18 protein-coding genes are annotated in these 18,607 nt (G+C 51.8%); 14 read left to right on the top strand and 4 right to left on the bottom strand.

Features of this window, described 5'->3' with window-relative positions:
• Window positions 1-2 precede the first annotated feature (2 nt).
• The 13 genes from K7G97_RS14060 to K7G97_RS17515 are packed head-to-tail and all read left to right on the top strand — an operon-like array spanning window position 3 to window position 13,790.
• Window positions 3-1,868, top strand: a complete 1,866-nt coding sequence (locus K7G97_RS14060) for a polysaccharide biosynthesis protein (RefSeq protein ID WP_223040840.1) — start codon at window positions 3-5, stop codon at window positions 1,866-1,868.
• A gap of 15 nt (window positions 1,869-1,883) precedes the next feature.
• Window positions 1,884-3,143, top strand: a complete 1,260-nt coding sequence (locus K7G97_RS14055) for an oligosaccharide flippase family protein (protein ID WP_223040839.1) — start codon at window positions 1,884-1,886, stop codon at window positions 3,141-3,143.
• A gap of 12 nt (window positions 3,144-3,155) precedes the next feature.
• Complete coding sequence (locus tag K7G97_RS14050) at window positions 3,156-4,442, top strand: phospholipid carrier-dependent glycosyltransferase (RefSeq protein WP_223040838.1); 1,287 nt, start codon at window positions 3,156-3,158, stop codon at window positions 4,440-4,442.
• Window positions 4,432-5,466, top strand: coding sequence for an NAD-dependent epimerase (locus tag K7G97_RS14045; protein WP_215147138.1), 1,035 nt, complete (start codon window positions 4,432-4,434; stop codon window positions 5,464-5,466). The genes K7G97_RS14050 and K7G97_RS14045 overlap by 11 nt, the downstream gene beginning before the upstream one ends.
• Complete coding sequence (locus K7G97_RS14040) at window positions 5,456-6,805, top strand: phenylacetate--CoA ligase family protein (protein WP_215147140.1); 1,350 nt, start codon at window positions 5,456-5,458, stop codon at window positions 6,803-6,805. Before K7G97_RS14045 ends, K7G97_RS14040 begins: the two co-directional genes overlap by 11 nt.
• A gap of 12 nt (window positions 6,806-6,817) precedes the next feature.
• On the top strand, window positions 6,818-8,161 hold the full coding sequence (locus K7G97_RS14035) for a nucleotide sugar dehydrogenase (protein ID WP_262415759.1): 1,344 nt from the start codon (window positions 6,818-6,820) through the stop codon (window positions 8,159-8,161).
• Window positions 8,149-9,258, top strand: coding sequence for a glycosyltransferase family 4 protein (locus tag K7G97_RS14030; RefSeq protein ID WP_223040837.1), 1,110 nt, complete (start codon window positions 8,149-8,151; stop codon window positions 9,256-9,258). The genes K7G97_RS14035 and K7G97_RS14030 overlap by 13 nt, the downstream gene beginning before the upstream one ends.
• A gap of 15 nt (window positions 9,259-9,273) precedes the next feature.
• Window positions 9,274-9,894: a sugar transferase gene (locus K7G97_RS14025; protein ID WP_223040836.1), complete on the top strand. Its 621-nt coding sequence runs from the start codon at window positions 9,274-9,276 to the stop codon at window positions 9,892-9,894.
• Entirely contained in the window at window positions 9,875-10,948 is a 1,074-nt protein-coding gene (locus tag K7G97_RS14020; RefSeq protein ID WP_223040835.1) for a lipid II:glycine glycyltransferase FemX, read from the top strand. The genes K7G97_RS14025 and K7G97_RS14020 overlap by 20 nt, the downstream gene beginning before the upstream one ends.
• Window positions 10,945-12,096: an aminotransferase class I/II-fold pyridoxal phosphate-dependent enzyme gene (locus K7G97_RS14015; RefSeq protein ID WP_316499550.1), complete on the top strand. Its 1,152-nt coding sequence runs from the start codon at window positions 10,945-10,947 to the stop codon at window positions 12,094-12,096. Before K7G97_RS14020 ends, K7G97_RS14015 begins: the two co-directional genes overlap by 4 nt.
• Window positions 12,093-12,863 (top strand): hypothetical protein, encoded by a 771-nt coding sequence (locus tag K7G97_RS14010; protein ID WP_230088498.1) that lies wholly within the window; start codon window positions 12,093-12,095, stop codon window positions 12,861-12,863. Before K7G97_RS14015 ends, K7G97_RS14010 begins: the two co-directional genes overlap by 4 nt.
• A 29-nt stretch (window positions 12,864-12,892) precedes the next feature.
• Window positions 12,893-13,378, top strand: coding sequence for an LCP family glycopolymer transferase (locus K7G97_RS17520; RefSeq protein ID WP_262415758.1), 486 nt, complete (start codon window positions 12,893-12,895; stop codon window positions 13,376-13,378).
• Between the two features lie 25 nt (window positions 13,379-13,403).
• Entirely contained in the window at window positions 13,404-13,790 is a 387-nt protein-coding gene (locus tag K7G97_RS17515; protein ID WP_262415757.1) for an LCP family glycopolymer transferase, read from the top strand.
• Between the two features lie 233 nt (window positions 13,791-14,023).
• Here K7G97_RS17515 and K7G97_RS14000 read toward each other — a convergent pair whose 3' ends face one another.
• Window positions 14,024-14,629, bottom strand: a complete 606-nt coding sequence (locus K7G97_RS14000) for an AmiS/UreI family transporter (protein ID WP_214729270.1) — start codon at window positions 14,627-14,629, stop codon at window positions 14,024-14,026.
• A 146-nt stretch (window positions 14,630-14,775) separates the two neighbouring features.
• Window positions 14,776-16,029, bottom strand: coding sequence for an SH3 domain-containing protein (locus K7G97_RS13995; protein WP_214724020.1), 1,254 nt, complete (start codon window positions 16,027-16,029; stop codon window positions 14,776-14,778).
• A gap of 172 nt (window positions 16,030-16,201) precedes the next feature.
• On the opposite strand from K7G97_RS13995, the gene K7G97_RS13990 reads away from it, so the two are divergent.
• Window positions 16,202-17,113, top strand: a complete 912-nt coding sequence (locus tag K7G97_RS13990) for a Gfo/Idh/MocA family protein (RefSeq protein ID WP_223040834.1) — start codon at window positions 16,202-16,204, stop codon at window positions 17,111-17,113.
• Between the two features lie 65 nt (window positions 17,114-17,178).
• Here the strand turns inward: K7G97_RS13990 and K7G97_RS13985 are convergent, their stop codons facing one another.
• Together K7G97_RS13985 and K7G97_RS13980 are read right to left on the bottom strand one after the other, a co-directional pair.
• Window positions 17,179-17,799, bottom strand: a complete 621-nt coding sequence (locus K7G97_RS13985) for a hypothetical protein (RefSeq protein ID WP_133207755.1) — start codon at window positions 17,797-17,799, stop codon at window positions 17,179-17,181.
• Window positions 17,796-18,485 (bottom strand): hypothetical protein, encoded by a 690-nt coding sequence (locus K7G97_RS13980; protein WP_223040833.1) that lies wholly within the window; start codon window positions 18,483-18,485, stop codon window positions 17,796-17,798. The genes K7G97_RS13985 and K7G97_RS13980 overlap by 4 nt, the downstream gene beginning before the upstream one ends.
• Between the last annotated feature and the right edge of the window lie 122 nt (window positions 18,486-18,607).

Below are 18,607 nucleotides of genomic sequence, written 5' to 3'. Positions count from 1 at the left end.
TCATGCAGCATTCCCCGCTCACCCCGTACCGTCGGCAGTTGAAAATCGGACTCCTTCGCCTGATCGACGCCGGAATCATCGCACTCGCGACTGTCGTTACGTTCTACTTCTTTAATCCGCTCCATCTCACCGTCAACTTCGAGTTGCAGGACGCACTCGAGATCGCTCTCATTCAGTGGATCGCCCTCACGTTCGTTGCACACTGGATGCGCTTCTATCAAATCATCTGGCGTTACGCGAGTCTTCGTGATCTCGCCGTTCTCCTCGTCGTCGTCCTCGCCAGCAGCTTCGTCTTACTTGGTCTTGAATACGCGTTATTCGACTTCGCGGTCGAACGAGCGATCTTCTTACAGACCGGACTCGTCTTGAACGGTATCTTATTCGTTCGATTGTTGATTCGTGGACGTAGCTTAAGACTCGTTCCTGACAATAAGACGCTCGGCAAACGAACGCTGATCATCGGTGCCGGTGCCTCCGGTCAGATGATCACAAAAGAACTGAAGCAAAAGAAATCGCATATCTTAAACGTCGTCGGATTACTTGATGATTCGCTCGAACTACGCGGGATGCGGATTCACGGTGTTCCCGTCATCGGAGCAATCGACCAACTCGAATGCATCATCGAAGAACAAAAAATTGAAGCAGTCGTCCTCGCAATCCCATCGTTACCGTATCCACAGCGAGTTGAATTGCTGAACCGGATCAAACAAACACAAGTCGAAGCGCATACGTTACCGATGCTCGTCGAACTGGCATCCGGAAAGGTCTCAATTAAACAGATCCGTGAAGTCTCGATCGCTGACTTACTCGGTCGGGAACCGGTCGAACTCGATATTACGGAAATCGAACGAAGCGTTCATGGCGCGACCGTCCTCGTCACCGGTGCCGGTGGTTCGATCGGTTCCGAAATTTGCCGGCAACTGATTCGCTTCCGTCCTGAACGGCTCATCCTTCTCGGACACGGCGAAAACAGCATCTACCTGATCCGCCGGGAGCTCGAATGTCTCAGCCGGGACATCCAGTTCGAATCCGTCATCGCCGATGTGCAGGACAGTGACCGGATGCTTGAAGTCATGCGACGCTTCGAACCGGATCTCGTCTATCATGCGGCAGCTCACAAGCACGTGCCACTGATGGAGGATAACCCGAGCGAAGCCGTCAAGAACAACATCTACGGCACACGCAACGTCGCTCGAGCGGCGGAAGCAGCTGGTGTCAAACGCTTCGTCATGATTTCGACCGATAAGGCCGTCAACCCGACGAGTGTGATGGGGGCGACGAAACGAATCGCCGAGATGGTCATCCAGCAGATGGCGCGTAACAGCGAGACGACGTTCGCCGTCGTCCGGTTCGGAAACGTCCTCGGGAGCCGTGGTTCCGTCATTCCACTGTTCAAGGAACAAATCGCCAAAGGCGGACCGATCACGATCACCGATCCCCGGATGACACGCTACTTCATGACGATCCCGGAAGCGAGTCGGCTCGTCATTCAAGCGAGTGTCCTCGCGAAAGGTGGCGAAGTGTTCGTCCTCGATATGGGGGAACCAGTCCACATCACGACACTGGCGAAGAACTTGATTCACTTGAGTGGCTTCACGGAAGAGCAGATTCCGATCGTCTACAGCGGCATTCGAAAAGGCGAGAAACTCTACGAGGAACTGCTCGCTCGCGATGAAGTGCATGACGAACTCGTCTTTGACAAGATCCTTGTCGGGAAGACCCGACCTTTTGGATCTGTCGACCCGTACTTGCGGGAAATCGCTCAAGCGCTCGGTCAGGACGAGGTACTCCGCCAGTATTTGTTAGACGTCACGAATGAAACCGATGCCGACCCGGTCGCACCGACGATGCGGATCGCACGCAAATAGAGAGGAGGGGAAACGATGAAAACGGCCCGGCTGTCCCGCTTCAATCTCATCTTCATTGCCGATACGGCGTATTCGCTCCATCAATGGATGATTTTGACGCTCCTGATCAAATGGAGCACACCGCTCAACATCGGTTATTTCAACTACGCCCTTGCCATCACTGCACCGATCGTCATGTTCTGTTGGCTGAACGCCAGTACGATCCTGACGGCAGAACGGGCTGGACTAACGAACTTCTGGCTCTTCATCAAGACTCGTTTTTCACTCCTCTCGGCAGGTGTGTTCGTCCTCCTTGGAGTCTATTATTTCTTCGGTGAAGCGGACATCTTACTCCTGACACTACTCGTTTATCTCAACAAGTACATGGAATCGTTCGCCGATCTCGCTTATGGTTTCCTGCAAGGACACACTGCCTTCAAGGAAGTCGCTATCTCGAAAATCTTCCGGAGTCTCTTGAACGTGTCGGGTGCAGCACTCGTCCTCTTTACGACCCATTCGATTCACGGATTCGTGCTCGCCTTGATCGCCGGAAACTTGATCATGCTACTCGCATACGACTTACCGACGATTCGCCGCGTCGGTCGCGGCTTTGACAATCAAGCACTCGACTTACGATACCGGTCAGGCAAAGAGCTGTTCCTTAAAGCAATGCCGCTTGGATTCGTTGCTCTCCTGATCGCCTTGAATGCAAACATCCCACGATTGTTCGTCGGTCATGCAATCGGAACGGAAGAGCTTGGATATTACGCCAGCATCGCCTATCTACTCGTACTGGGCAGCCTGTTCATTCATTCCTTGATTGCCGTCTTGTTGCCGAACTTCTCGTCTGAGACGGGCGAACGCCAAAGTTTACCGGAACTGCGCAAGCTGACCCGCTCGATGTTACTGATGACGAACATCGTCGGCATCCTGTTGATTGTCGGAGCGATCTTCTTCGGCAAGTGGGGCTTGACGATTTTCTACAACGCATCGTTCGTTCAATACCATCTGATTTTCGTCTTGATGATGGTCGCCTCACTCTTTTTCTACAACTCGACCGTCATTCAGGCACTCTTGACCGGCTTCCAGCAGTTCCGGATCCAGACGATCTCGATCTTCGGCAGTGTCGTCGTCAACCTGATCGCTTGTAGCCTATTGATTCCGCTGTATGGTTTATACGGTGCGACGATTGCTTACACCCTCTGCGCTGTCACTCAAATCGTCCTATTGTTACCGGCACTGTATCGGTCCTTATATCCACGGAACGTCACGCTCGTCGTCGAACAAAGCAGCTGAGGAGGGAAGAAGATGCGACCAATCCTACTACTCATCGTCATCGAAACGCTCGTTTGTCAATTCGCCCGGTCGCTCTTCCCGGACACCTACGTGACCGCCTTGCTGCTCATCAACTCGGTGTTGTTTCTTTATTATCTGCTCCGTCAGGCAGAGACGACGCCACTCTTTCTCGTCTTCATCACCGCTTTCTTCGTCCGACTGGTCCTGATGTTCATCGATCTCGAGTTGTTTCGTTTACCGCCCCACAGCGGGGACGATACGGAAGCCTTTCATCTCGAAGGTGTCCAAATCTTTACTGATCCGTCGACCTTCAATGATGTCGTTCGCGGCACCTATTCCAAGTTTCTCGGAATCTTCTACCTGATGTTCGGTCCGGAACGAATTCTCGCTCAGTTCTTCAACGTCATCCTCGGCGTCGTCGCCGTCGTCATTCTAGCGAAAACGCTGCAACGGTTACGCTTACCGGAACGTTATGTGTTCGCAGCAACACTGATCTTCGCCTTCTTCCCACAAGGATTGTTACTCTCACCGATTCTCTTACGTGACCAGATCGTCGCCCTAGGCATCGTCTACACACTCTACTACATGGTGCGCTGGACGGAAGAGAAGTCCGGATGGTATATGACGCTCGCGTATCTCGGCTACTTCGTCAGTACGATGTTCCACTCCGGTCTTGCTGTCGGCATCATCGTCTTACTCGTCTACTTCTCGTTTTACAGTCATGAGACACGACGAATGGACTTTGAACCAACGAAGGTGCAACGACTGATCTTTCAAGTACTGATCGTCGGCTTCATCGTCTACAGCTTCCAGGACGTCTTGTTCGCGAAGTTCACCCACGTTTCAGAAAACGGACAGTTGTTCAGCGGAATGAGTTACGACCGTGGCGGCTCCGCTTATCTGAACGGATTGACGGTGACGGGTCCAGGTGACATGATTCTCTACTCACCGATCCGGACGATTTACTTCCTGTTCTCACCGTTCCCGTGGCAATGGTCGAGCGTCATGAACATTCTGATTTTCTTCCTTGACGCCATCTTCTACTTCATTGCCTGTTTTGCGATCATCCGGTCCTTTAAACTGATCCGTCAGCATCCATTGGGCAGCGTTCTCTTCTTCTTTTTCCTTCTCTTTGCGCTTAACGCGGTCATCTTCGGTCTAGGAACCGGCAATGTCGGAACGGCCATCCGACACCGGTATAAGTTGTTCCCGATGTTACTCATCGTCTACACATCCGTTCACTACATGCGCTGGCAAGCGCGCCACTACTTCGAGGAGGTCGAACACCGTGCCGAATAAAACGATCTTAATTACAGGTATCGCAGGCTTCATTGGATTTCACGCCGCACGTCGTTTCATCCGGGAGGGTTACCGGGTCATCGGACTCGATGAAGTAAACGACTATTACGACCCGACGTTAAAAGAAGCCCGGCTCGCTGAACTCGGAACGAACTACACGTTTTACCGGGTCTCACTCGAAGAGACGGCAGCCGTCGCGCAGGTTTTCGAACAGGAATCGATTGATCTCGTTCTCCACCTGGCAGCACAAGCAGGGGTACGCTACAGCATCGATCGACCGGACGTCTACATGACGTCAAACATCGTCGGCTTTCTCTCGATTCTAGAGGCGTGTCGGCATTACCCAGTCGAACAATTGATTTACGCTTCCTCCAGTTCCGTCTACGGATCGAATACGAAGATGCCGTTCGCGACGACGGATGCCGTCGATCATCCGCTAAGCCTTTACGCCGCTTCAAAAAAAGCGAACGAACTGATGGCTCACACTTACAGCAGTCTCTACGGGATCAAGACGACAGGCCTTCGCTTCTTCAGTGTCTACGGTCCTTGGGGACGCCCGGATATGGCACTGTTCAAGTTCACAGAGGCGATTGCGAAGGGCGAACCGATTGATCTTTACAACTACGGCGAGATGGGGCGGGACTTCACTTACGTCGACGATATCATCGAAAGCATCTATCGCCTGTTCCAGACTGAACCGGAAGTCGATGAAGCGTTCGATGCCTCGAATCCGTTACCGGACCGCAGCAACGTTCCGTACCGCGTCTACAACATCGGCAGTCACAGCCCGATTCGACTGAACGAATTTGTTGCCTTGATCGAACGGCGACTCGGCAAGACGGCAATTAAAAATGGCATGCCACTTCAACCAGGCGACGTTCCAGAAAGCTTTGCTGACGTCTCCTCACTGTTCGAAACGATCGGCTACCGTCCACAGACGACGGTCGAAGCCGGTGTCAACGCATTCATCGACTGGTATGAGAGTCACTACTTGCTGAAGGAGGAAATCCAAGATGGCGCTTAAGGAGGAATTCTACTACCGCTCCCCGATTTTCATCCAAAATTGGCTGACATCGTTATATGGTCGCAAGTTAATGCAAGAACGATACGGTCCCTTCTATGAACAGAAGATGAAGGAGCTCCGGATGAAGGATCGGACGCAGGATTATAAAGCGGAACAACTCGATCGCCTGAATGCCTTTCTCGCTTTCGTCGTGACGCATACACCGTACTACACGCAACTCTTTCACGAACATGACATCCAGTTACCGTTGACATCACTCGAGCAGCTGAAGACAATCCCGATCCTTGAAAAAGAGACGCTTCGCCAAAATAACGATGCATTCATGTCCCGCGTCGATGCGCCGGTCCGAGGGCGAACGGGCGGAACGAGCGGAAAGTCGCTCCAAGTCGCGTTCATGCGCGAGGACGTCCAAGAACGGATGGCGCATCTCGACTACTTCAAGGAACGTCACGGTTTTCATGCCGGGATGCGGCGGGCGAGCTTCACCGGTCGGACACTGACAGCCGTCGATCAAAAGAAACCGATTTTCTGGCGGATGAACCGACCACTCAATCAGTTATTGCTTTCAATCTTTCACATGAAGGAAGAGAACTTTCCCGCTTATATCGAGGAGCTGAATCGCTTCCAGCCACGAGCGCTCGATGGCACACCGACGGCGATGGTCGAAATCGCCCGCTATATGCTGAAGCATCACATTCGACTGGAGAGTCCGCTGATTGCCATCTTCCCAACATCGGAAACGGTGACGGAGGAGATGCGCTCAATCCTTGAGGAAGCGTTCGGTGTTCCAGTTTTCGATCAATACGGTTCCTCAGAAGGCGCACCGATCATCTCAGAGTGCAGTCATCGAAAACTACATCTCCATCACGAGACGGGCATCATCGAACCGTATGGAGAGGATGGCGAGGTCGTCGTCACGTGTTTTACGACACGCGGGACACCGCTGATTCGTTACCGGATCGGTGATCGGATGACGCTCAGTGACGAGACCTGTAGCTGCGGCTTAAACGGACCGGTCATCGCTTCGATCGATGGACGGGGAACGAGTTATATCGTCAGCGAGAAGCGGGGCAAGGTGTTCGAAGGGGATATCACGACGATTGCCCGGGAACTACCGAATTCGGTTCTACGACTCCAAGTCGAGCAGCACGCGCTGAATCACGTGACACTTCGCTATATTCCAGATACGAAACGTTTCCATCCGAAACACGAACAGATTCTTTTAAACGAGATGCGCAAGCTACTCGGCTCCGAGATGAAGATCGTCCTCGAGCCAGTCGAACAAGTCAAACAAGAGCCAAACGGAAAAACGTTGATCGTCAAACAGTCGATGAAATAGGAGGAACCCACCATGAACAAGGCAGTCAAACACATCGTAGATACGACAGCAGCCCAAACTGGTTCACTTCCCATTGCCAACCGTTCGATTGCCGTCGTCGGACTCGGATACGTCGGACTTCCCGTCGCCGTCGCGTTCGGTGAAAAGACAGACGTCGTCGGCTTTGACATCAAGGAACAACGAATCCAAGAACTGCAAGAAGGTATCGATGCAACACTCGAACTGAGTCCGTTCACGTTGAAGAACGCAACCGTCGATTACGTCTCGGATCCTTCTGCTCTCCAAGCAAGCGACTTCATCATCATCGCTGTTCCAACACCAATCAATGCGCAGAATCAACCGGACTTAACGCCACTCTTACGGGCCTCACATCTCGTTGGTCGCCAGCTCAATAAAGGCGACATCGTCGTCTACGAGTCGACGGTCTACCCAGGGGCGACGGAGGAAGATTGTATCCCGGTTCTTGAAGAAGCATCCGGCTTACGCGCTGGCGTCGACTTCTTCGTCGGCTACTCACCAGAGCGGATCAATCCGGGCGACCACGAGCACACGTTCAAGACGATCAAAAAAATTGTCTCTGCCCAGGATGAACAGACACTCGACATCGTCGCAGAAGTCTACGAAGCGGTCGTCGAAGCCGGTGTCCACCGTGCTTCATCGATCAAGGTCGCAGAAGCCGCAAAAATCATCGAAAACACACAACGCGATCTCAACATCGCCTTGATGAACGAACTGGCAATCATCTTCGACCGGATGGAGATCGATACGCTCGAGGTCCTTGAAGCAGCCGGTACGAAATGGAACTTCCTTCCGTTCCGTCCAGGTCTCGTCGGTGGTCACTGTATCGGCGTCGATCCATTCTATCTGACGATGAAAGCTGAGTCACTCGGCTATCATCCGGAAGTCATTCTCGCTGGACGCCGGATCAACGATACGATGGGACGCTTCATCGCAACAGCGCTCGTCAAGAACTTGATTAAACAGAACATGCCGGTCCTCGGCGCTCGCGTCACAATCCTTGGCTTATCGTTCAAGGAGAACGTCAGCGATATCCGGAACTCGAAAGTCGCGAACCTCGTCCGCGAAATCGAAGAGTTCGGCATCGACGTCCAGGTGACGGATCGACTCGTCGAAAAGAGTGAAGCGAAACGCGAGTACGGCATCGACTTGCTCGAGATGAGCGAACTCAAACCAGCCGACGTCGTCATCTTCGCTGTCTCACACGAAGAATACGTCGAAGGCGGTTGGAATCTAGCACAACATCTGCTCAAAGTCGGACGCGGCATCGTCGTCGACATCAAAGGGATGTTGCCACGGTCAGAACAACCAGAGGGGGTCCACGTATGGCGCCTCTAAAAATCCTTCAAGTCTGTGCTCTCGATACGACGGCAGAGACGATGTTGCAGCCGCTCTTACTCGCTTTACAAAACGCCGGGCACGACGTCGGTATCGCTTGTGCCGACACCGGTGCCTCGGCAAAACTGGCAGCGAAAGGCTTTCGGATGCACGACATTCCAATTGAGCGCCGGATTGACTGGACGAGTAACTGGCGGACGATCCGTGAAATCACGCGAATCTTGAAGGAGGACGGCTACGATGCCGTCCATGTCCACACACCAGTCGCCGCCGCCCTCGGACGCGTCGCCGCGAAGCGGGCCGGAACAAAGCATATCGTCTACACGGCACACGGCTTTTACTTCCACGAGAAGATGGGGCGGGTGACGTACCAGCTGACGTATTCCGTTGAAAAGTGGCTAGCACGTCTCGCAACCGATTATTTGCTCCTTCAAAGCGAGGAAGATTATCAACTCGCCCAGCGCAAACGTTTCAAAGCGAATACGCGTCTGATGCACCTTGGAAATGGGATCGACTTAACGCGCTTCTATCCACGCCCGCGTGAAGCAGGCGCACCGTTTACCTTCCTCTTCATCGGTCGGATTGTCGAAGAAAAGGGGATTCTCGAACTGCTCGATGCGTTCGAGGATGTCGTCTATCGTCATCCGGAAGCCCGTCTCGTCATTGCCGGTGAGATGATGGCAAGCGAGCGCGATCAGACGACGAAACATCTCTTCTTACGACGGATCCGTGAGATTCCGAATGTCGATTACCTCGGATTCGTCGAAGATGTACCGAGCTTGTTCCAACAAGTCGATGCCTTCGTCTTACCGTCGCATCGCGAAGGCGTCCCACGATCGATCATCGAAGCGATGGCGAGCGCAAAACCGGTCATCGCAACAAATATCCGCGGCTGCCGCGAAGAGGTCGTCGAGGGGAAAACGGGGTATCTCGTTGAAGTCCGCGACATCGCAAAACTTGTCAGACGAATGAACACACTTGTCGAACACCCGGACCGTGCCAACGAGATGGGACGGAATGGATTTGACCGTGCCATGAAACATTTCAACGAAGCCGACGTCATCAAACGACAACTTGATCTCTTTTCAGCTATGTAAAAGGAGGACGTCATCATGAAACGCCTATTCGACTTCACGGTTAGTCTTATCGCCATCCTCATTCTACTTCCTGTTTATGCCGTCGTCGCCTTAGTCATCTACACGAAACTCGGACGACCGATCTTCTTCAATCAAGTCCGCCCCGGCTACAAGGGCGAGCTGTTCAAAATCTATAAATTTCGCACGATGACGAACGAAACGGATGCCGATGGAAAACTTCTTCCGGACGCGGACCGGATCCCAGCATCGCTCGAGTGGATCCGTCGCTTAAGCCTTGATGAGATCCCGCAGTTCTTTAATATCCTCCGTGGACAGATGAGTTTCGTCGGACCGCGTCCGTTGCTCGTCAGTTATCTTAATCACTATACGAAGGAGCAGATGACACGGCATGATGTCCTGCCTGGTCTGACAGGCTGGGCACAGATTCACGGCCGCAATGCAACGACGTGGCAGCAACGCCTCGAGCAAGATCAATGGTATGCAGCCAATCATACGTTCCGACTTGATCTCTATATCCTGTTTAAGACGTTCAAGATGGTCATCTCGTCAGAAGGGAACTCGACGGCTCACCAGACCGGTATGGGTGAGTTCAAGGGTCTCGACGGAGGTGTTCCCCATGATGTCGCTAAGCGATGAACGATTGATTCGGGATCCACGCGAATGGGACGCGCTCGTCGCAACCTATCAACTCGATTGTTATTACGAACATGCTTACTTCGAACTTGCGAAGGAGCACGATGAGATTCCTGAATTATTTTATTATCCGACGGAGTTCGGAACGTTGATCTATCCGTACTTGCGGCGACCGATTCCAGGCACACGCTTTGAGGACATCACGACACCTTACGGCTATGGGGGTCCTTACTTCACAGGCATCTGGTCACTCGATCAGATTCGCGAAGCCCGCGCGCGATTCGAACAATACTGTAGTGAAACCGGAATCGTCACCGAGACAGTTCGTTTCCACCCTTTGCTTCACAATCAGGAACTCGGTCAATACTGGTGCCGTCAAACGAATATTTTGCAACCGACCGTGACACTCGAACTGACAGACCCATTCGAGACAATCGAAAATGGATTCTCGCAAATGACACGGCGCAACATCCGGAAGGCACGTCGCGAAGGGGTCACGATTCGCCTCGGACGTCCGGAAGAGTACTCGGACTTCGCCCGTCTCTACCAGATGACGATGGATAAACATCAAGCCGATGCGCGGTATTACTTTGATCAGACCTACTTCGATCACTTCGCCGAAGGACGGATCAAAAATGTCCTGTTGCTTGCCGAACAAGAGGGACGGATCATCGCTGGATGCATCGTCCTGACGGGTCGCCAGTTCGCACATTATCATCTCGGTGCTTCAGATCCTGCTTACTTGTCGCTTCGCCCGAATCACCTATTATTCGCGGAGATGATTCGCTGGGCAAAACAAGCTGGTCTGCAAGCGTTGCATCTCGGTGGCGGAACGACACGATCCGATGCAGATAGCTTACTCGCCTACAAACGATCCTTTGGTGAAGCGAATCGAACGTTTTTCGGACTCGGTACATCGATTCTTGATTCAACGATTTATGACCGGCTCGTACGACAAATGAAACGACAACATCCGGAAGTCGAGACAGGACAGTGGTTCCCGATCTACCGGACGCCGCTCCGTCAGCTGTCACCTCGAAGGGAGGAAACATCATGAAACACATCCCGCTCTCCATCCCGCACTTAAGTGGTCAAGAAGCACGTTACGTCACGGAAGCACTTGAGACGAACTGGGTCGCACCGCTTGGACCGAACGTCGACGCCTTCGAACGAGATATGCGCGCCTACACGGGAGCTCGCGCAGCGCTTGCGACGAGCAGTGGTACGGCAGCCATTCACTTGGCACTCGCGACGCTTGGTGTCACGACGGGGGATGACGTCTTCTGTCAATCCTTGACGTTCATCGCTTCGACGAATCCGATTCGCTACGTCGGTGCCCGTCCCGTCCTGATCGATTCGGAAGAGGAGACGTGGAACATGTCACCCGTCGCACTCCGACGTGCGTTAATCCAGGCGGCAACGCGAGGAAAACTTCCGAAAGCCGTCATCGTCGTTCATCTGTACGGCGTTGCAGCGCAAATCGAGGAGATCGCCGCGCTCTGTGAAGAGTACGATGTCCCGTTGATCGAAGACGCGGCAGAATCACTCGGAACACGCGTCAACGGACGGATGACAGGAACGTTCGGGACGTTCGGGATCTACTCCTTCAACGGCAACAAGATCATCACGACGTCAGGCGGCGGAATGCTCGTCGCAAATGATCCAGCCTTGATCGAACGCGCCTTCTATCTCGGGACACAGGCACGACAACCGGTCCTCCATTACGAGCATACGGAAGTCGGCTACAACTACCGGATGAGCAATGTCGCTGCTGGGATCGGACGCGGACAACTCGAAGTGATTGATCAACGCGTCGACGCACGGCGAAAAATCTTTGATCGTTACGAACGTGCCTTTGCGCCGGACGGCGTCACATCGCAAGTCGAGCAGACCGGAACGTTCGCCAACCGTTGGCTCAGTGCTTTTCTTTTACCAGGCGGTCAAGTGCAACGCGATGCGATGATCCAGACGCTCCAACAAGCGAACGCCGAATCCCGTCCGGTCTGGAAGCCAATGCACTTACAGCCCGTCTATCGCGACGTACCATTCGTCACAGCAGAAGGAGATGATATCAGCCGTCGCCTGTTTGAAGACGGAATCTGCCTCCCATCTGCATCACAAATGACGTTCACCGAACAAGCCGTCGTCATCCGAAACGTTCGTCATGCCTTGCAGACGACCGTACGCCGGAACGTCCAGTCATGAATATATGGGAAGGGGACATCGTCATGCGCGATATGGAGGAAGCGATCCACGCACTCCGTCTCGCTGCGAACGGGAAAAATGAATTGACGGCCAATACCTATTTCCGCTGGCAATTGAACACCACTCATCCAAGCGTCGCGGAAATCCTGATGCTGTTTGGGTCGTGGCAAATCGCCTTGGAACGAGCTGGCATCGGACATGCCCGCTTGACGTTCACGAAGTCGGAAATCATTGACGCCTTGCGTCAGGCACGGGAGGAACTCGATCCTTTCACGAGCGCGACGTACCGCGAATGGGCGCAACAAAAGCAAGCACCTAGCCTGACGGATATCGTCCATCAATTCAACTCGTGGCAGCAAGCATTGTCAGAAGCGGATATCTTGAAGGAACGCGTCCAGGAAATGGAACAACGGATCATCGAGTCATTACTTGAAGCGCAAGGTGCCTTGCCGGTCTTGACGAGCCAGACCTACACGAAGTGGGCGGCTGGTCAAAATCGTCCGACCGTCGCAACGATTGCCCGCCGGTACGGCTCTTGGTCAAACGCCCTTGAAATCATCGGCATCGAATTTCCGCGGAAACGCTGGCGAGAAGAGGAAGTACTCGACGTGCTCGCTGCAGCCGCAAAAGAGACGGAACATCTGACGATCGCAAGTTACCAACGGTTCAGCATCGGGCGTGATGCACCAAGTATTGGTGTCATCACCGCCTTATTCGGTAGCTGGCGCAATGCTTTGCTCGTACTTGAAGCACAACGACCGTCCTGAGTGCAGATCGAAGAAAAGGAGAATGGATGATGAAGAAGTGGAAATGGATCGTGTTGACACTGACGGGGATATGCCTGCTCCTTCTCTTCGGTTCAGGCGGATACGTTTATCAAAAAGCGAGTCGGACGATGCAAGAAGTCCAAGTACAGGTCCCCGTCAAAGCGAGCGTCGAGACAGAGAAAGCCGTCGAACAGAAAAAAGGACTTTCCTTCCTCTTACTCGGGGTGGATCAACGAAAAAACGAGACGGGACGCAGTGATACGATCATCGTTGTGACGATTGATCCGAAGACGAATAAGAGCCAAATGATCAGTATCCCGCGTGATTTGAAGACCGAAATCATTGGTAACGGATCGAACGATAAGATCAATCATGCCTATGCCTTCGGTGGTCCACAGATGGCACTCGATACGGTCAGTCATTTGCTTGATATCCGACTCGATTATTTCGCAGAAATCAATCTAGACGGGTTTACGGATCTCGTTAATGCCGTCGATGGGGGTCAGGGTCAATAACGATATCAATTTTTCGTACTATGAGATGCAGTTTCCAAAAGGAGAACTATCACTGAACGGAAAAGAAGCACTCGCTTATGCGCGGATGCGGCATGACGATCCACGAGGGGACTTCGGACGACAAATCCGCCAACGGCAAGTCGTTCAGGCAGTCGCTGATAAGATGACGGAGGACTTTTCGATTCGTCGCTTCAATGCCGTCCTGGAAGCACTCGGGAAAAACGTTAAGACAAACGTGCCGTTTTCCGTTGCCCGGACCGTCGCGACGGATTACCGGGATGCCTTACGCAACGTCGAGACCTTATCACTCGACGGAGAAGGTGGGATCGAATCGGATGGCATCTACTATTGGCATCCGACGGATAAGTCATTGAAAGAAGTTCAAGCTCAACTGCAGGAAGCATTGAAATGACATGAGGGAAGAACGAACGTACGCTTTATTCGTCTCGCATCGTTTTCCTGGGACAAGCATCGTGCCGCTTCGCTGCAGGGTCACTCTTGCTTGTATTTCCCTAGGAAGCGATGTCGAGCGAACAAATTACTTTGCTTTTTGTTTGTCGTGTACTACAAATAGAACAAAAAAGATGTCCATCTCCGATTCATAACCGAAAATGGACATCTTTTTTTGATGGATCGATTAACACGTTACGACGAGCGAATCGTCCGAAGCATCGAGAATTTCATCATCGTATAGAGGAAATAGACAACAGTCAGAACAGCAGCACCGCTCCATAACCACTGGTATGCCGAACTGAAGTAGCCGAATCGAAGCCCAATCAGTGCCGGTACGATCAACGTCAACCAGCTCAAGACGAGAGCAACACGGGCAGTGATTGCATCAATCGGGCGATTCATCCCCATGCCGAGGAAGAACAGGCTCCAGAGCAATGCCCAGAACAACCAGGTCACACCACCGATGATGTCATTTGTCGTGAAGCTGACGAATGCATAAAACAATGCGGCAATCGCAACGAACAAGGAAAACCAACCGACCCCGCTCCCGTCGAGATTGAACAAGAACGTGATCCCGACGTAAACGTACGTAAAGGCAAACAGATAGATGCTCGCGTATCCGAACGTCAACGCTGGATCACCAGCGGCACCGATGACGAGATAGGTTGCGATGAACGTCTGCAATAAACCGGTGATGAGACTGAAGACACCCGCGCTACGGAGATCGACTTTTCCGAACAAGGTCAAACTATTTAAAAAGAGCGCGACGCCCCCAAATAACAAACTGACATTTCCCACGTAAAACTCTCCTTCATTAAGACGTCAGACGTCTGATTCTAAACTTAACTCTAAGATGAATTCGTTTTCAGCGCAAGCATAATTTTAGAGACAAAATGAAAAACAACCTGACTCCCGGAAAGGGAATCAGGTTGTTGATTAAAAGCTCATTGGTTCAAGACGGAGCGGAGTGTCGTCTCGGTTTGAGACAACGATCCTTTCAGTGTGACAAGACCATATCGCGTCGAGCCTTTTTTGATGAAGAAGACACGTGTGTAGCCAGATTCCGGAGTGTAACCGGTCTTGCTCGCATAAACACGTGTATCACCTGGAAGTGAAGTATTCGTGTGATACCACGTCAACGTCCGTGCATACGGTCCTTTGACAGTCGTCTGGTATGATTTTCGTCCACTGATCGTCATGAGTGCGCTGTACTTCGCATATGTATTCGCGAGTTTTTGCATATCAGCAGCCGTCGTGTAATGACTTGGATGATAGAAGCCGTGTGGGTTCATGAAATGGCTCGCACTCATCCCGATCGAACGGGCGCGACTGTTCATGTACGAGACGAACTTCGATTCAGAACCTGCTGTCCGGACAGCAATCGCTTTTGCTGCATCATTACCAGAGCGGATCAGCATCCCGTTCAAGAGTTGACGCATCGTGACTTTATCGCCAGCACGGAAGCCAGCGACACTGCTACCTGCAGGAACGGATAACATCGAAGACGTCAGGGTGAACGTTTGATCAAGCGTGCCTTTACGTGCCGCTTCGTCGTACGCGACGATTCCCGTCAACAGTTTCGTCGTACTCGCTGGATAACGGCGGACGAAGCTTTCTTTCGTCAATTGATAACTTGACGATCCAAGCTTGAAATACCGCATCGAGGCAACCGGATAACTGCCACTCGATGGTTTAGGGCTGCTCGTCGTCACTTTTCGGGCAACTTGGCTAGAGACGTAATAATAATTCACTTTCCCTTTGACCTTATACCAACCGTTCGAGTACGAGACTGCATTGAACTTCGAGTTGTAGGATGCGAGTCGTTTGATGTTCTTTGATGAGGCCGTGCTTGGTGATGTCCGGACGTTCGCTCCAGCTTTCGAGTAGACGACGATTTTGTACGTCTTTACGGAACTACTCGACACTTTTTTAGCGACTTGGTTCGATAGATAACGATATGTACCTCCGTCCTTGATCTTATACCAGCCATTCGTATACGAGACGGCTGTGAATTTTGCCTTGTACGCGGCACGTCGGACGATCGTCGCAGACGAGGCTGTACTCGGCTTTGAGCGGATGTTCGCCCCAATCGTCGAAGTGACGACGACTTGGTAACTGGCTGCCTTTGCAGGTATGGCAGGAAGACATAAAGCGAACAATAATAAGAGCGTAAGACTAGTACGGAGCAAGCGCTTCATAAAAACTCATTCCCTCCTTGTTCAAATATGGTTTTATCATAAAACAAAAAAAGGAAATTCACTTCTTTTCAAAAAAAGGAATTCGAATCCTGTGACGAGCTGATTTCCATCTTTTCGTGTCAATTGACGTATCATAGGGAATGTAAGCAACAGAGGAAAAGGAGGAGTTCACATGAAATTAGCAGTCATTGGTCTAGGGGACATCGCACAAAAAGCCTACTTACCCGTTTATGCCGAACGATCCGATATCGAGGTGTATCTGATCTCGCGAGATGAAGAGAAAGCAAAACGATTGCAAGCGGCCTATCGCTTTGCAGGAACATATGCGACGTTTACTGACGCCGTACAGAAGGGGATCGATGCAGTCATGATTCATTCAGCGACTGTCGTCCATGCGGAGCAGGCACGGCAAGCGCTTGAATCAGGAATCGCCGTCTACGTTGATAAGCCGGTCTCGATGGAAATCGAAGAGATTCGTGAACTGACACGTCTGTCAGAGGAGAAACAGTTACCGTTCATCACGGGATTCAATCGACGCTTCGCTTCAGCGCATCAGCGCTTGCTTGAGGTCAACGCTCCGAATCTCGTCCTCATGCAAAAGAATCGGACGTCGTTCATCGAGGACGCTAAGCCGTTTCTGTTCGACGATTTCATTCATGTCGCGGATACGCTGCGTTTCTTGACAGGACGCGGTGAGATTGAAGACCTACACGTCAAGAGTAAGCAAGACGCAAGCGGTCTGCATCACGTAACGATTCAATTCGTCTCAAACGGTATCACGGCAATCGGTGTCATGAACCGCAATAACGGCATCACGGAAGAACGCGTCGAAGTGATGGGACCGGAAGAAAAACGAATCGCAACGGACGTGACGACACTCGATCAATTGACGAAACAAGGCACGCTTCGGTATCCGCTCGATAACTGGGAAGCGACGCTAAAGCGCCGTGGATTCGTCGATATGCTGGATGCGTTCCTTCGGACGGTCAAAGGGGAACCGTCCGAGTCGGTCGTAGCTTCTGACAGCCTCGCGACACATGAATTATGTCAACAGGTGTATGAGCAAGTTCAAGCAACACGTTAAATTTAAATCATAAAAAAACGCCGCTTCACTCGAGGATCGTCTCAAGTAAAGCGGCGTTTTACTGGTTATTTATCTGACAGTTGTTTGAGTTGATAGATTCGCTTACCGCCCGGTCCTTCGAACGTCACGCGGAGTGTCGAACGGACGAAGCGATAGCTGACTTGTCCTCCAGATAAACTGACACGAGCGGAGAGGTCCGGTTCAAAACGAATGATTTCTTCGTCGTTTCGGAGTGCGTCCGGGAGACCGAACTGATCAAAGCGAAGCGTCGCGATGAACGTATCTTGCTCGTCAAAAGAGACATGGATGCGCCCGGTTCCATCGAACGGCTCGTCTTCGAGCGTACTTCGTTCGACTTCATACGTACCTTCGAACTGTTTGACTTGTTGCAACGTCTCTCTTGCACTGAGAGCGATGGCTTCTGCTCGCTTTCGGACAGGGTGATCCGTTGCGAGTTGAAGACGTTCGATCGCCTCCGCCGTTTTTAAGACATCACGCAGTTGATAACCGGCAAGCTGTCGCTCAAGCTGAACCATCAGCCGAGCAGCCGGTTCATCGATGTCTTGTTTCGATTGTTCGACGGCGCGGGTATAAGTTTGCTGTTCGAGCTGTTCTTGAATCTTGGATGTTTCGGGCGAACACGCCATCAGGAGACAAAGGGGCAGACAGAGGAGCACTCGTTTCATGAGGTCACCTCCGTTCGATTGACATCAATGATTTGCAGATGATCCGTATGCACTTTCAAACGATAATGGACGCGGTAGGTCACAGGCTTTGAACCCGTTGCTGTCGCGATTTGATACGTTTCCTGCGTACGCAAGTGATACGTAGTGCCTTTTGACGTAAATTTTTGGAATGTCACGGCAAGAACACTTGGAGCGACAGGGGCATCAACGGCATTTGTCAACTGCTCGAGATGGTCGAACTCGGATTCGAACACCTTTAAGGTCGTAAACTGGATGGCGGAAAACGTCTCGATGGAATCGTATTTCTTGGAATACGTCGCAAGCTCTGGAATCGTTCGTGTGTATTGGCGGACGAAACGAAGGACATCATAGGATGTCGGAGGCCGATCTTTCGAATACGTTTGATTGTAAGCCGTTTGTTCATCGGACCATTCAGAAAGAGCGAGTGCTTCGACGCTAGGCGTCTGACCGGCTTCCGGCGAAACGGGATCTTTTAGCGAATACCACAGGAAACCGGCTCCTCCGACGAGAAAGAGCAAAAGACAGGTGCTGATGAGCCAAGTCCGTGAAGAGGACGGAGCGGGTGGTTCAGCTGGTCGTTCTTTCTTGATGACAGGATGTTGGCAATGAGAACAAGTCGTATCGTGTTGACGAAGTGGTGTACCACATAACGAACAGCGTTCCATGAAATAAGACCTCCTGTGTATGTAAAATGAAATGTCAGATAAGGTAATGGTAATTTGAAATTAGTATCATCGTAACATTAATTGGAAACGCAATCAAAACTTGATATGAGTTTTTTAGGGGG

It is taken from the genome of Exiguobacterium acetylicum, assembly GCF_019890935.1.
GTDB lineage: Bacteria > Bacillota > Bacilli > Exiguobacteriales > Exiguobacteriaceae > Exiguobacterium_A > Exiguobacterium_A abrahamii.
The sequence above is the reverse complement of the archived record's forward strand: the minus strand, read 5'-3'. Positions and strand labels throughout refer to the sequence as shown.

Excerpts from the sequence above, each read along its gene's own strand:
- K7G97_RS14060 (WP_223040840.1), top strand. The coding sequence starts at position 3 with ATGCAGCATTCCCCGCTCACCCCGTACCGTCGGCAGTTGAAAATCGGA.
- K7G97_RS14055 (WP_223040839.1), top strand. The coding sequence starts at position 1,884 with ATGAAAACGGCCCGGCTGTCCCGCTTCAATCTCATCTTCATTGCCGAT.
- K7G97_RS14050 (WP_223040838.1), top strand. The coding sequence starts at position 3,156 with ATGCGACCAATCCTACTACTCATCGTCATCGAAACGCTCGTTTGTCAA.
- K7G97_RS14040 (WP_215147140.1), top strand. The coding sequence starts at position 5,456 with ATGGCGCTTAAGGAGGAATTCTACTACCGCTCCCCGATTTTCATCCAA.
- K7G97_RS14035 (WP_262415759.1), top strand. The coding sequence starts at position 6,818 with ATGAACAAGGCAGTCAAACACATCGTAGATACGACAGCAGCCCAAACT.
- K7G97_RS14030 (WP_223040837.1), top strand. The coding sequence starts at position 8,149 with ATGGCGCCTCTAAAAATCCTTCAAGTCTGTGCTCTCGATACGACGGCA.
- K7G97_RS14025 (WP_223040836.1), top strand. The coding sequence starts at position 9,274 with ATGAAACGCCTATTCGACTTCACGGTTAGTCTTATCGCCATCCTCATT.
- K7G97_RS14020 (WP_223040835.1), top strand. The coding sequence starts at position 9,875 with ATGATGTCGCTAAGCGATGAACGATTGATTCGGGATCCACGCGAATGG.
- K7G97_RS14015 (WP_316499550.1), top strand. The coding sequence starts at position 10,945 with ATGAAACACATCCCGCTCTCCATCCCGCACTTAAGTGGTCAAGAAGCA.
- K7G97_RS14010 (WP_230088498.1), top strand. The coding sequence starts at position 12,093 with ATGAATATATGGGAAGGGGACATCGTCATGCGCGATATGGAGGAAGCG.
- K7G97_RS17520 (WP_262415758.1), top strand. The coding sequence starts at position 12,893 with ATGAAGAAGTGGAAATGGATCGTGTTGACACTGACGGGGATATGCCTG.
- K7G97_RS17515 (WP_262415757.1), top strand. The coding sequence starts at position 13,404 with ATGCAGTTTCCAAAAGGAGAACTATCACTGAACGGAAAAGAAGCACTC.
- K7G97_RS13995 (WP_214724020.1), bottom strand. The coding sequence starts at position 16,029 with ATGAAGCGCTTGCTCCGTACTAGTCTTACGCTCTTATTATTGTTCGCT.
- K7G97_RS13990 (WP_223040834.1), top strand. The coding sequence starts at position 16,202 with ATGAAATTAGCAGTCATTGGTCTAGGGGACATCGCACAAAAAGCCTAC.
- K7G97_RS13985 (WP_133207755.1), bottom strand. The coding sequence starts at position 17,799 with ATGAAACGAGTGCTCCTCTGTCTGCCCCTTTGTCTCCTGATGGCGTGT.
- K7G97_RS13980 (WP_223040833.1), bottom strand. The coding sequence starts at position 18,485 with ATGGAACGCTGTTCGTTATGTGGTACACCACTTCGTCAACACGATACG.